Here is a 13,545-nt window from a genome sequence, read left to right as displayed (position 1 = left end):
CATCCCCAATGGATGAACGAGACTTTTTGTTTATCAATTCTTGACCTAGCCATCTGGCTACTTGCTGCGTTTGGTCACCGCGTCGCTGAGGAATTTCATGCCGCCCAGTGCCAGTGAGGAGACCGGAATCTTCCCGAGTGCTTCCAGTGACTGCTCCGTCAATTCGCTAATGCTCTGCTCGGTCGCTTCCAGTGCACCGCTGTCGCGCAAGATCTCGCTGAGCTTCTGTACTTCGGCATCGCTCAGGTCGGTGGCTCCTAGGCGTGTTTGGATGAAGTCTTGATTGGCGGCTGTCGTTAAGGACAAGGCGTGGGCGATTAGTTCGGTGCGCTTTCCTTCTCGCAGATCATCACCGGCGGGCTTGCCCGTGATTGCAGGATCTCCGAATACTCCCAAGACATCATCGCGCAGCTGGAATGCTTCTCCCAGGGGCAGAGCGAAAGCGCTGTAGCTTTCCAGCAGTGGGGCGCTTGCTTGTGCCAGCGCTCCTCCCAGCAGGAAAGGGTTTTCGGTGGAATATTTAGCCGACTTGAACCTGACGATCGTCCGGGCTCGTTTGACTGCTTCTGCAGGATCATAGGCGGGACCCGCAGATTCTTCGAGGACGTCGAGGTACTGGCCTGCCATCACTTGTGTGCGCATGCGGTTGAAGATTTCGCGGGTTGGCGCGTTGACGCTTGGTATCGAGGCGAAGAGCTCCTCACTTAAAGAGAGGCATAAATCGCCGGTGAGTATCGCACTTGCCATGCCGTAGTGCTCGGCACTGCCGGAAAGGCCCAAAGACTGGTGCTGCGCCTCGAAATGCTTATGCACGCTCGGACGTCCACGACGGGTATCGGAATTGTCGATAATGTCATCGTGGATCAGGGCTGCTGCTTGGAACAGCTCAAGGGCGGCGCCTAGCTGCACCGCGTCAGGCGATGAGGGATCGCCGCCAGCTCCCAGGAAACCCCAGTAGGCGAATAGTGGCCGGAGGCGTTTTCCGCCGCGCGTCAAATCTCGAATGGCGTTGACGATTTCCGTGGCGCTGGTCGTGATCGAAGAAACTTCCTGATTCTTTGCTTCGAGGAAGTCTTCTAGCTTGCGCGCGACAGCATCCGTAAAAACCCGACTCAGTCCCTGGACTTCTGACTCGAGGGACGAGGTATTTTCAGGCATCGACATGCAAATTCATTTCTACGCGGTTCGAACTAGGTGTCTATTATCAACTGTACCGGGAATGTGCCGCGGCGACGGTACGCAAACCCGGCCCGGGTGAGATAGGCCGCGATTGATTTTCGAATGCACTTTCGAATATTTATGGTGCGCAGTTAGACTTGTTTGTATGGCCGAGCACGAACAACGAGCGATTCTCCATGTCGATATGGACGCGTTTTTTGTTTCCGTAGAGCTCTTGAGTCATCCGGAATTGATCGGTCAACCGGTCATCGTCGGATACCCTGGTGGTAGAAGCGTTGTTCTCTCCGCCTCTTATGATTGCCGCGCTCGCGGTGTGCACTCTGCCATGCCGATGAATCAGGCGATGGCGCTGATGCCGGAAGCTGTGATTATCGAGCCGCGGCACGAGCAGTATTATCAGTTTTCTCGACAGATCATTGGCTATCTGCAATCGATTACCCCGTTGGTGGAGCAGGTCAGCGTCGACGAAGCTTTCCTCGATGTCACCGGCAGCATGCGAATGCTCGGTGGGCCGGTCGCCATTGCCAAAAGCATTCGAGAAGAAATCGCCAGCAGGTTCGGTCTGCCGTCGAGCGTAGGCATCGCCAAGAACAAATTCGTTGCGAAGTTAGCTTCTAGCTACGCGAAGCCGAACGGTTTAACTGTCGTACCGCCAGAGCGTACCGTTGAGTTTCTCCATCAGCTGCCCGTCTCGAAGATGTGGGGTGTGGGAAAGCGTACGGCGCAGTCGTTGCATTCACTGGGAATAGATACCGTGGCACAACTCGCGCAGATGGGTGAGAAGCGGCTAGCCCAGCACTTCGGAGAGCATGGCCGGGGGCTCTATCTGCTGGCGCAGGGGATCGACGACCGCCCAGTTCAACCCATACGTGAAGAAAAAAGCATTTCTGCGGAACACACTTTCTCTGAAGACATCTGGTCCCCGGACATTCTCGAGCACGAACTACTTAAGCTCGGCCACCGCTTGGGCCAGCGGCTGCGTGCCCAAGACAAGAGCACGCGGTCCATTGGGATCAAAGTCAAATACCAGGACTTCAGCACGGTTAATCGGAGCAGGACACTCGCGGCGGCCACTGATTCTTCTTCAGCCATTGGAAAAGAAGCCAATCTGTTGCTCAGGCATCTCTTCCCGCTCAAACAGCCAATTCGTTTGCTGGGGGTTAAAGCTGAGCGGTTGGAGAGTCCCCAAAGTGGAATCCAGCTGAGCTTGGACCCGATGGAGGAAAAGACGAGGGATGCCGAGCGGGTCGTGGATCTCATTATCCAGAAATTTCCGCAGTCTTCACTTGGCCCGGCGCGTTTTTTGGACACGAAGGATAAATAGCCGCCTATCGGTACCTATGTATTAGTTAACAGTGTGGAAGATCAACTGGCAGGGTAGAGTCAAAAGAGACTATCCTTGAAGTAGGTTCAAGCACCGGTCTGGGAACTTAATTCCGAGGTCATGCGTTGAACTGGGGGATGGTGAATGACCGTCTAGAAAGTCATTGGAAGGAGAAGGCGATGCCGCTATCGGAACACGAGCAGCGTCTGTTGGAGCAGTTGGAAAAGCAGCTGCATGAAGACCGTCGCTTTGCCTCCAACATGAAAGCCCCAGCTAGCACGGGGCGGCTTTCAACCCGAAACATTGCTCTAGGCATCCTTTTAGTGATCCTTGGGCTCGCTGGCCTATTGTTCGGTATTTCCCAGCAACTCATCGTCGTAGGAGTCATTGGCTTTGCAGTGATGTTCGGTGGAGTCATGTTGGCGCTAAAGAAATCGGCAACGGGGAAGGTTGGCCAGGCGCGGGTCCATGGCGCAAAGGCTGCATCGGGCAGCAACTCCCAATTTATGTCCGGGCTTGAAGAGAAATGGAACCAGCGTAAGCGAGACCAGTCTGACGGCTGAGACAACTAGTTTCAAGCGAGGTGCAACCACATCGGTTGCACCTCATTTTTTTATGCCCGCTATCGGCCGGCGCAGCAGACAAGGTTCACGTGCCCTTCGCGCAGCGTGCAATCGACACACGGAAAAATGCGAGTTGCGATTCTCGGCATACTCCAAGGGTTCAGGTCCGAAAGCGCCTATCCAAAGCGCTCCACTTTCCTCCCCATCGTCCTCCATTCTGGTCCACTCGTTCAGTCATCCGCGGAAATACGGGAAAGAACTTCCGTTCTAGGCATGTTGCTGGGCTTGTGGCAGTCGAGGGAGTTCCCGATCCCTCCACTGCGAAAACGTCCAGAAACCTTGGAAAATACGCTCATTTTTATCTCTAAACATTCGGGATACCCCAGTTGGCGCGTTGACAGTGGAGGGTTGTGGAGTAAAGTGGAGTGCAGTAGAGGGAATTGGGGATTCCGACCACATTTCGTGAAAGGCGGTGTGCATGTTCCTTGGAACTTACACACCACGCTTGGATGAAAAGGGCCGCCTCATTCTGCCTGCTAAGTACCGTGACGAGTTGTCCTATGGACTTGTGCTCACACGTGGACAGGAGCGCTGCATCTACGTTTTCAGCCAACGAGAATTCGAGAAGCAACACGAGCAATTGGCTCAAGCATCTTTAACTTCTCGAAAAGCCAGAGACTATGCGCGTGTGTTCTTGTCTGGTGCTTCAGACGAGGTTCCAGATAAGCAAGGCCGTGTCACGATTCCTCAGATTCTCCGAACCTATGGGGGACTGGATCGTGAAGTCACAGTTATCGGAGCGGGCAACCGTATCGAAATCTGGGATACAGCAGCCTGGCAGCAGTACTTGCAGGAACAGGAAGAAGCATTTTCCGACACTGACGAGGATTGATTGTTCGACCGCCGGACATCAACCACGTAGCCGATGCTGGGATGAGATCTCCAGCCACCTTGAGGGGGAAATGTTCTGGCTTCACTTCCCCGGAGCCAGAACAGTTCACCGCCAAAGGGTTGGAGGGGGATCTGATCTCAGCAACAGATTTGAACGCGAAAAGGGGGCGCAGTGCCGAATCAGGATTCCCAGCGACCAGCATCCGAACGACATGTTCCAGTACTTCTGGACCGTTGCGTCAATCTGCTTGCACCAGGAGTTGAGCGGGCCAATGCAGAAGGACGCGAAGCTGTTGTCGTCGACTGCACCCTGGGAATGGGCGGCCACTCGGAGGCCGTCCTCCAGCGCTTCGATAATCTTCACTTGATCGGCCTAGACCGTGACGAGCAGGCCCACGCACTGGCCGGTGCGCGGCTGGCGCCATTCCAGGACCGCATGGATTTGGTCCACGCCGTCTACGACGAAATTGCCGACGTCGTCAAAGACCTCGGATATCCGGGTGTCGACGGCGTGCTCTTCGACCTAGGTGTCTCATCCCTGCAGCTTGACGAGCGTGAACGCGGCTTCGCCTATTCCTACGACGCGCCGCTGGATATGCGCATGGACACCTCAGTTGGACCGACAGCAGAGGATCTCGTCAATGACCTGGAACGCGACGAGCTGCTGCGGATCATTCGCCAATGGGGCGAGGAAAAGTTCGCCGGACGCATTTCAACTGCGATCGTCGAGGCCCGTGCCAAAGAACGAATAACCACCACCGCGCAGCTGGTGGATGTGATCCGTTCGGTGGTTCCGGCAGCGGCGGCCCGAAACCACGGACACCCCGCCAAGCGGACCTTCCAGGCCTTGCGCATCGCAGTCAACGAAGAATTGGACGTGTTGGAACGTGCGATTCCGGCGGCAATGCAGTCCTTGAACGTCGGCGGCCGAGTGGTGGTCATGAGCTATCACTCCTTGGAAGACAAGATCACCAAACGCCACTTCGTCCAAGGATCAACATCCTCGGCCCCTCCAGGATTCCCAGTAGAGCTCGAAGAGCACAAAGCGGAATTCAGGGTGCTGACCAAGGGCACCGAAAAGCCCAGCGAAGCTGAAATAGCAGAAAATTCCCGTGCAGCCTCGGCCCGACTTCGGGCCGTGGAACGAGTTCTTAAGAGGAGCTAGCATGAGCCAACGAGCCCAGCGCCGCGTGCAGAAGAATGCCGCCGTCACCGCACAAGCCATGGTTGACGGCAATGTTGCCCGTGCGGTGCGCCCAGAGCCCGTTCCAGCTAGCGACCTGCCGGTCGTCGACTCGCCGCATCGCGTCACCCTCTCCCTGGTGCCGCGGATCACCCAGGGCAACAAGCGTTCGGTGGTAGTGACCTCCGTGGTCATGGTGATGCTCTTCGTCGGCCTGATTGTCACCTTGGTGCTGATGAATACCTCGGTAGCCCAGCGCCAGTACGACATCGTTTCGCTGCGCAACCAAGAACGTGCGCTGTCGCAGGAAAACCAGGCACTGCTCAAGGAAGCCCAGTCGCTCTCCGCGCCCCAGGCGCTGGCCAAGAAGGCCAAGGATCTTGGACTGGTTGCACCGAGCGCACCGGGCATGATCGACCTCACTGAGGGGAAGATCACCCAGCAGGCAGAGGACGCGGTCAAGGGCGAAGAAGCCAAGCAGAAGTATGAGACGCTTCCGCTGCCGGGCGAGCCGATCAACGGCGCCAAGGCCAAGGCCAAGCCTGAAAAGCAGGAAGCCAAGTCACAGACTCCGCAGACGTCAGTGGGCAAAAAGGCAGAGGCGAAGACCACGGATTCCGATGCCGCAAAGGCGCCGGCCACTGTGGATCGCAAGGTGAACGAGGACGGACGCCCAGAATTCACCAATGCGGAACTCAACGGGGGCACGATTCCAGCGCCAAACATGAAATCCCCAACGAACTAGGCTTGTCTTTCTAAGCTTGGTCACGAACGGTTCACCACCGCTAGAAATTCAGGTTGACGGAAAGTTAGGTTCTGCGTGAGTTCGTCGATTATCAATACCGCGAAGAAGCGCATGCGCTTCGTCCTGCTGTTGTCGCTCACGCTGCTGGTGGTGATTGCTCTGCGCCTGTTCTGGGTGCAGGGGATTAACATGAGCGCAGTTGCCGACACCGCGCAGCAGAACCGCAGCCGAACCGAAGTCATTCAGCCGAACCGCGGCTCGATCCTCGACAAGAACGGGACCACGCTGGCGGTTTCGGTGGACCGTTACGACCTGGTTTTGGACCAGCGCAAGCAGACGGAGCAGATCCGCCGCAAGAAGCGCGACGGCTCCAATGTGCGCGAACAGATTTCCTGGGAACAGGCGATCAAGGAACTGTCCGAGGTGCTGGACCAGGACGTCGATGAGCTGACCAAAGCCATCCGCCCGCAGAACGGCGCCAAGCCAAAGGGCTATGTTGTCATCGCCAAGAGCGTCACCCCCGAGGTGCGCAACGAGGCCATGGAAATCGGCATCCCGCGCCTGTCCTCCCAGCTGCGCAGCGAGCGCCAGTACCCGCAGGGCGTCATTGCAGGCCCGCTGCTGGGCTTCGTCCGAAACTCCGAAGATCAGACCGGCGTCGTCGGCGCCGAAGGCCTGGAACTGAGCCAGGAAAAGCACCTGGCCGGCACCCCGGGCAAGCGAAGCTACGAAGTCAGCGCCGACGGCGTGCGCATCCCGACCACCGACCTGGATGAAACTCCAGCTGTGAACGGGCAGGACATCATGCTGACCCTCGACTCGGACATCCAGTACGAGGCGCAGCGCGCCGCGGAAGCCAAGCGCAAGCAGTTCAACGCCGACTGGGTCACCGTCATTGTGGAAGAGGTCAAGACCGGCAAGCTGCTGGCCATCGGCGACTCCGCAGAGCTGGATCCGAACAATCCCGGCGCCACCGATCCTGAATTCCGCCGTTCGGTGTCCGTAACCCGCGCTTTCGAGCCTGGTTCCACAGGCAAGGCCGCGACTTTTGCGGCGGCCATCGACGCCGGGGCGGTCAAGCCCACCGATGCGTTCACCGTGCCCAACGCCAAGACCTTCACCAAGGAAACTATTCACGACTCCTTGGAACACGCCACCTATGACATGACCGCCGCCGGCATCTTCGCCCGCTCCTACAACACCGGCACCGTGATGGTGGGCAACAAGATCAGCAGCAAGACCCGCTATGACTACATGCGCGCCTTCGGCCTGGGCTCGCCCATCGATGTGGGCCTGAACGGCGCCACCGCCGGCCAGCTGGCCTCGCCGGAGAACTGGGACCGCCGCCAGCAGTACACCACCCAGTTCGGACAGGGCTATTCGCAGTCGGCGCTGCATACCGCGGCGATCTTCCAGACCCTGGCCAATGGCGGCGTGCGCATCCAGCCAAGCCTCATCTCGGGGTACAAGAATGAGGACGGCTCGATTTCCGACCCGGCGAATCCCAAAGAGGAGCGCGTGGTGAAGGAATCCACCGCCGCCGAGATGCTCAAGCTCATGGAGGGCGTCGTCGAACACGGCACCGGTACTAAAATGAAGATACCGGGCTACCGCGTCGGCGGTAAGACCGGTACCGGCCAGGCGGCTGGACCCAACGGCGGCTACGACGGCTACACCTATTCCTTCGCCGGCGTCGCACCGCTGGATGATCCACAGTACGTAGTGGTCGCCACGATGTACCGCCCGAAGGGCGACTGGAAGCAGTTCTCGGTGGCCGACACCTTCACCGAGGTCATGAGCCACACCCTGCATACATACAATGTGCCACCGAGCACGACCGAATCTGAGGCGTACGACGCCTTTATAGGTAAGGAACAGAAGAAACCTTGGTAGTCCAGGAACCCGGCACGCCCCGCGAGCTGGAACGGCATCTGCGTCCACAGGACGTCTCCACCATCTTTTTCGACGATCTCTGCGCAGCCATCGGCGGTCAGCGGACCGCGGCGGGAGCAACGGACAATCCCAGGATTCTGGGCGTCGCCCTAAACCCGCAGGTAGTCCAGCCCGGCGACGTATTCCTCGCCATCTCCGGCGCCAAGCGCCACGGGGCCGAGTTCGCCGCCACCGCGGCGGCCAACGGGGCCACCGCAGTGATTACCGACCAGGCCGGGCTCGGCCACCTGGGCGAAGGCTTTGGACTGCCGGTGGCCAGTGTGGACAATGTTCGCAAGATCGCCGCGGCCGCTGCGCAGCGGGTCTACGGCACCGCCGAGCGCAGCCCGCAGCTGTTGGGCGTGACCGGCACCAACGGCAAGACCACCACCACCTTCATGATCCGATCCATCCTCGATGCCCTGGGCGTGGAGACCGGACTGGTGGGGACCATTGAGATGTCCGCCCGCGGGCAGATCATTCCCAGCGTGCTCACCACCCCCGAGTCCACCCAGCTGCACGGTGTGCTGGCCCGCATGGCCGAACAGCAGGTGCAGTCGGTGGCCATGGAGGTCTCCAGCCATTCGCTCAGCTACGGGCGCGTGGACGCGCTGCGCTTTGCGGTGGCAGGCTACACCAACCTCACCCAGGACCATCTGGATCTGCACGGCAGCATGCAGGAGTACTTCGAGACCAAGGCGCAGCTTTTCACCCCGGCCCACAGCCAGCGCGCAGTGGTGCTGGTCGACGACGACTACGGGGTGCAGCTGGCCCAGCGCGCGCTGGTGCCCACCGAATCACTGAGCCTGGACGAAGCCAATGACAAGGCCGACTGGCGGGTCATCGAGCTGGAACACTTCGCCCTGGGCCACAGCTTCACCCTGCTGCACCGCGACGGGCGCAGCATCAGCGCACGCACTGCGCTGCCTGGCATGTTCAACGTGGCCAATGCGGCGCTGGCGGTGTTGATGGTCCTTGCCAGCGGCGTCGAGCTGGACGCGCTGCAGGCAGCACTGGACGCCAATGACCCGCTCTCGGTGGCGGTGCCCGGCCGCATGCAGGTCGTCGGCCACGCCCCGGTAGCGGTGGTGGACTTCGCTCACAACTCCGACGCCATTGCCAAGGCCTTGGATTCAATGCGCCCGGGCTCAGACGGCCGGCGCATCATCGTCTTCGGCGCCACCGGAGACCGGGACAAGACCAAGCGTCCGGACATGGGCGCGGTGGCGGCGCGCCACGCAGACATCGTGATTGTCACCGACGATGACCCGCACAGCGAAGACCCTGCTCCGATCCGCGCCCAGGTGGCCGCCGGAGCCCAGCAGGTGATCGACTCAGAACGTCCGAAGGTGCAGCTTTTCAACCTCGCGCCACGGGCCAAAGCCGTAGAGTTTGCTGTGAGTTTGGCGGCGGAAAACGACGCGATCCTCGTTGCAGGCCGCGGACACGAAGTCAGCCAAGATGTCGCAGGAATCGACGTGGAACTCGATGACCGGGTGGAGCTGGCAAATGCGCTGAATCTTCATGGTTTTGTGACCATCCACTAGTACGTCCAAGTCCACGTTTATCCTCGCCCAAGTGTAAAGTCCTTAATGCCATGATTGAACTGTCTCTGACCGATCTGCTGAAGATCACCGGAGGGCATGCAACCGCCAGCGTTGCGCCTGACACGGTGGTTTCTTCGGCAACCACTGACTCCCGCGAAGTAGTACAAGGCTCGCTTTTTGTTGCCAAGCCGGGTGAATTCTCCGACGGCCACGCTTTCATCGATTCGGCCCTGGCCGCCGGTGCCGTGCTCGCGCTGGCTGAACGCGTGACCTACGACGAACACCGCCAGGAACACCCTGCGGTCATCGTCGACGACGCGGTCGAAGCCATGGGCCGCATCGCCGCCCACATCGTGAACTACCTCAAAGCCAAGAACAATGCCGAGGTCATCGGCATCACCGGCTCCGCCGGAAAAACCACCACTAAGGACCTGTTGGCCGCGATCCTCTCCGAGGTCGCCCCGACGGTGTCCCCGATAGGCTCCTACAACGGAGAGGTCGGCGTGCCGCTGACCGTGTTCAACGCCACCGATGACACCAAATACCTCGTCATCGAGATGGGCGCCACCGGGCTGGGGCACCTGACCTACCTCACCGACATGGTGCACCCGAAAATTGGCGTCGTGCTGTGCGTGGGCACCGCCCACGCCGGCGAATTCGGGGGAGTGGACAACATTGAAAAAGCCAAGGGCGAACTGGTCGAGGCCCTGGGCGCCGACGGCGTCGCAGTGCTCAACGCCGAAGATCCGCGCGTGGCACGTATGGCGCAGCGGGCCGCGGGCGCGGCGGTGCGCTACTTCGGCAGCGGCTCGGCCAAGCCGGAGAACGCCGGGGTCTGGGCCAGCGACGTGCTGGTCAACTCCAACGGGCAGCCGGAGCTGACCCTCGAATTCCCTAACGGCTACAGCCAGCGCATCACCTCGGGGCTGCTCGGACGCCACCACGTGGCAAATATCCTTGCGGCCGCCAACGCCGCCAACGAGCTGGGCGTAGCGCCGGAGCTGATCGCCCGCGTCCTGGACGGCCGCACGGCCGGCAGCCGCTGGCGCATGGAGCGCATCGAACGGGCCGACGGCGTGAGCATCATCAACGACGCCTACAACGCCAACCCCGAATCAATGCGCGCGGCCCTGGTCACCCTGGCCGAGCTCGGCCTTCCCAGCGCCGATGCGCCGGCCCGCCGCACCTGGGCGGTGCTGGGCGAAATGCTGGAACTGGGCGAAGAGTCCATCTACCAGCATGACCTGCTCGGCCGGATGGCGGTGCGGATGAACATCAAGAAGCTTGTGGTCGTCGGCCGCGGCGCCAAGGCGGCGTACAACTCGGCCGTGCTTGAAGGCAGCTGGGGCGACGAGGCCTACTACGTAGAAGATGCGCAGGAAGCGCGCGCGCTTCTGGAAGAAAAGTTGGAACCGGGAGACATCGTATTGTTCAAGTCTTCCAACGGTGCTGGACTGCGACACCTGGGCGACCAGATCGCGGCCTCCGGACAGGAAGGTAGCCGGGCATGATCGGACTCATTATCGGAGCAGGCCTATCGCTGCTGCTCACAGTGGTATTCATGCCGCTGTACATCAAGCTCCTGACCAAGAAGCAATACGGGCAGGTGGTCCGTGACGACGGACCTGACTCGCATGCGGTGAAATCCGGCACGCCCACCATGGGCGGCGTGGTGTTCGTCCTTGCGGTCTTCATCTCCTACTTCGCCACCCACCTGATCCTCGGCCTGCTGGGCAGGGTCAGCTCCGGAATCACCGCCAGCGGCCTGCTGGTGCTCTTCCTCTTCGGCAGCATGGGGCTGGTCGGCTTCCTCGACGACTTCATCAAAATCTTCAAGAAGCGGTCCTTGGGGCTGAGCCCCTGGCAGAAGATCGTGCTGCAGGGCCTGTTTGGCATCAGCTTTGCCGTGCTGGCGCTGCAGTTCCCGAACGACCTGGACCTGACCCCGGCTTCCACCGCGATCTCCTTCTTGCGCGACACCAACATTGATCTGGCCTTCGCCGGACCGATGCTGGGCCTGGTGCTGTTCGTGATCTGGGCGAACTTCATCATCACCGGAACCACCAACGGCGTGAACCTCACCGACGGCCTGGACGGCCTGGCCACCGGCGCTTCGATCATGGTCTTCGGCGCCTACACCCTGATGGGCATCTGGCAGCAGAACCAGGCCTGCAGCAACGTCAACGCCCTGGACGTCTGCTACAGCGTGCGCGACCCGCAGGATTTGGCCCTGCTGGGCGCCATCCTTTCCGGCGCACTGATCGGCTTCCTTTGGTTCAACGCCAAGCCAGCCAAGATCTTCATGGGCGACACCGGTTCGCTGGCCATCGGCGGCGCCGTGGCGGCCTTCGCGATCCTCTCGCGCACCGAACTGCTGCTGGTGGTCATCGCCGGCCTGTTCGTGATCATCTCCCTGTCGGTCATCATCCAGGTGGGCTACTTCAAGCTCTCCGGCGGCAAGCGCGTCTTCAAGATGGCGCCGCTGCAGCACCACTTTGAGCTGTCGGGATGGTCCGAAGAAAACGTCGTCATCCGATTCTGGATCCTTGCAGGACTCTTCGTCGCCGCAGGACTTGGCATCTTCTACTCTGAATGGGTCGTTGCACTGTGAGCGTAAACGCCAATGAAAAACTCGATGCGCTGAACAGCTGGGATGCCAACTGGTCAGGCCTGCGCGTTCTGGTGGCGGGCCTGGGCCTGTCCGGCTTCTCTGCCGCAGACACCCTGATCGAGCTCGGCGCCGTGGTTACCGTGCTCGACGGCCGCGACGACGAGCTGAACCGCCAGCGCGGCGAAACCCTGAAGATCGTCGGCGCCCACGAGGTGCTGCTCGGTGCAGCGCATGTGGCGCACCTGCCGCAGATCGATGGACAGGCCCCAGAGCTGGTCATCGCCTCCCCGGGCTGGAACCCGCGCCACCCTGTCATCGCCGAAGCGGCCGAGGCGGGGATCGCCGTATGGAGCGACATCGAACTTGCTTGGCGCGTGCAGAACCGCGCCGGGCGCACCGCGCCGAAGTGGCTGGTGATCACCGGCACCAACGGCAAGACCACCACCGTGGGCATGACCGAAGCGATCCTTCAGGCCCAGGGCCTGAAGGCCATCGCAGTGGGCAATGTTGGCACCCCGATCCTCGACGCAGTGCGCGACCCGGTAGAGTACGACGTTTTCGCCGTGGAGCTCTCCAGCTTCCAGCTGCACTACACGCACAGCATTTCGCCGGTAGCCTCCGTGGTGCTGAACATTGCCGAAGACCACGTGGACTGGCATGACGGATTTGAGAACTACAAGGCAGCCAAGGCGAAGATCTACGAGCGCACCCAGGTCGCCGCGATCTTCAACGCCGAGGAGCCGGTGACCATCTCCATGGTGGAAGATGCGGATGTCATCGAAGGCTGCCGCGCCATCGGCTTCACTACCAACACCCCGTCGATCTCCATGGTCGGCGTGGTCGAGGGCCTGCTGGTTGACCGCGCTTACCTGGACGACCGCCGCAATAGCGCGGTGGAGCTGATCGCCCTGAATGAGATCTCCGAGATCGTGCCGCGGCACACCGCCGCCAACGCCGCTGCCGCCTCTGCCTTGACCCGCGCCTACGGGGTGGACCCCGAGGCGGTGCTCAAGGGCTTGAGCGGCTTCGACGCCGGCGCGCACCGCATCCAGGCGGTGGCCCGCAAGAACGACGTGCTGTGGATCAACGACTCCAAGGCCACCAACCCGCATGCCGCCGATGCCTCGCTGGCTGCGTTCACCAAGGTGATCTGGATTGCCGGAGGCCTGTCCAAGGGCGTGGACTACCACGAGCTGATCGCCAAGCATGCCCAGCGGCTGAGCAGCGTGCTGCTGATCGGCACCGACATCCAGTCGCTGCGCTCGGCACTGGCCGAAAAGGCGCCAGAGGTCCCGGTCTTCGACATCACCGCGCAGAGCATTGCGGACGACGGCACCGCGCCGAGCGGAACGCAGGTCATGACCCGTGCTGTGCGCAAGGCGGCCGAACTAGCGGTCGCGGGGGATACCGTGCTCATGGCACCGGCCGCCGCCTCCATGGACCAATTCACCTCCTATGCACAGCGTGGCAACGCCTTTATCAGTGCGGTGGGTGATCTGATGGATAGTGATTCTTCGGATCAAGATTCCAACAACAAGCAGCAGTAGGATTCCCCGCAATGGCGGGACCG

The 13,545-nt window shown here is 60.7% G+C and carries 11 protein-coding genes; 10 read left to right on the top strand and 1 reads right to left on the bottom strand.

Annotation, left to right across the window (positions count from 1 at the left end):
• Positions 1-57 precede the first annotated feature (57 nt).
• Complete coding sequence (locus tag AUR04nite_RS13070; RefSeq protein ID WP_141365754.1) at positions 58-1,164, bottom strand: polyprenyl synthetase family protein; 1,107 nt, start codon at positions 1,162-1,164, stop codon at positions 58-60.
• A gap of 160 nt (positions 1,165-1,324) precedes the next feature.
• On the opposite strand from AUR04nite_RS13070, the gene dinB reads away from it, so the two are divergent.
• From dinB to murD, 10 genes are all read left to right on the top strand, one after another.
• Positions 1,325-2,503, top strand: coding sequence for a DNA polymerase IV (gene dinB / locus AUR04nite_RS13065; protein ID WP_141365752.1), 1,179 nt, complete (start codon positions 1,325-1,327; stop codon positions 2,501-2,503).
• Positions 2,504-2,682: 179 nt separating this feature from the next.
• A complete protein-coding gene (locus AUR04nite_RS13060; RefSeq protein ID WP_141365750.1) occupies positions 2,683-3,066 on the top strand; it encodes a DUF3040 domain-containing protein in 384 nt (127 codons plus the stop codon).
• 478 nt (positions 3,067-3,544) lie between these two features.
• Entirely contained in the window at positions 3,545-3,958 is a 414-nt protein-coding gene (mraZ, locus tag AUR04nite_RS13055) for a division/cell wall cluster transcriptional repressor MraZ (protein WP_141365748.1), read from the top strand.
• A gap of 171 nt (positions 3,959-4,129) precedes the next feature.
• The gene (gene rsmH, locus AUR04nite_RS13050) at positions 4,130-5,122 is read left to right on the top strand and encodes a 16S rRNA (cytosine(1402)-N(4))-methyltransferase RsmH (protein WP_141365746.1); all 993 of its coding nucleotides are present in this window, start codon (positions 4,130-4,132) and stop codon (positions 5,120-5,122) included.
• A gap of 1 nt (position 5,123) precedes the next feature.
• Positions 5,124-5,885: a hypothetical protein gene (locus AUR04nite_RS13045; protein ID WP_141365744.1), complete on the top strand. Its 762-nt coding sequence runs from the start codon at positions 5,124-5,126 to the stop codon at positions 5,883-5,885.
• A 75-nt stretch (positions 5,886-5,960) separates the two neighbouring features.
• Positions 5,961-7,778, top strand: a complete 1,818-nt coding sequence (locus AUR04nite_RS13040) for a peptidoglycan D,D-transpeptidase FtsI family protein (protein ID WP_246055525.1) — start codon at positions 5,961-5,963, stop codon at positions 7,776-7,778.
• Positions 7,772-9,364, top strand: a complete 1,593-nt coding sequence (locus tag AUR04nite_RS13035) for a UDP-N-acetylmuramoyl-L-alanyl-D-glutamate--2,6-diaminopimelate ligase (RefSeq protein WP_141365742.1) — start codon at positions 7,772-7,774, stop codon at positions 9,362-9,364. Before AUR04nite_RS13040 ends, AUR04nite_RS13035 begins: the two co-directional genes overlap by 7 nt.
• A 50-nt stretch (positions 9,365-9,414) precedes the next feature.
• Entirely contained in the window at positions 9,415-10,875 is a 1,461-nt protein-coding gene (locus AUR04nite_RS13030; RefSeq protein WP_141365740.1) for a UDP-N-acetylmuramoyl-tripeptide--D-alanyl-D-alanine ligase, read from the top strand.
• Positions 10,872-11,975 carry a phospho-N-acetylmuramoyl-pentapeptide-transferase gene (gene mraY / locus AUR04nite_RS13025; RefSeq protein ID WP_141365738.1) on the top strand — a complete coding sequence of 368 codons (1,104 nt, stop codon included), beginning with the start codon at positions 10,872-10,874 and terminating at the stop codon, positions 11,973-11,975. Before AUR04nite_RS13030 ends, mraY begins: the two co-directional genes overlap by 4 nt.
• The gene (gene murD / locus AUR04nite_RS13020) at positions 11,957-13,522 is read left to right on the top strand and encodes a UDP-N-acetylmuramoyl-L-alanine--D-glutamate ligase (protein WP_141365736.1); all 1,566 of its coding nucleotides are present in this window, start codon (positions 11,957-11,959) and stop codon (positions 13,520-13,522) included. The genes mraY and murD overlap by 19 nt, the downstream gene beginning before the upstream one ends.
• Positions 13,523-13,545 lie beyond the last annotated feature (23 nt).

It is taken from the genome of Glutamicibacter uratoxydans, assembly GCF_006539925.1.
Lineage (GTDB): Bacteria > Actinomycetota > Actinomycetes > Actinomycetales > Micrococcaceae > Glutamicibacter > Glutamicibacter uratoxydans.
The sequence above is the reverse complement of the archived record's forward strand: the minus strand, read 5'-3'. Positions and strand labels throughout refer to the sequence as shown.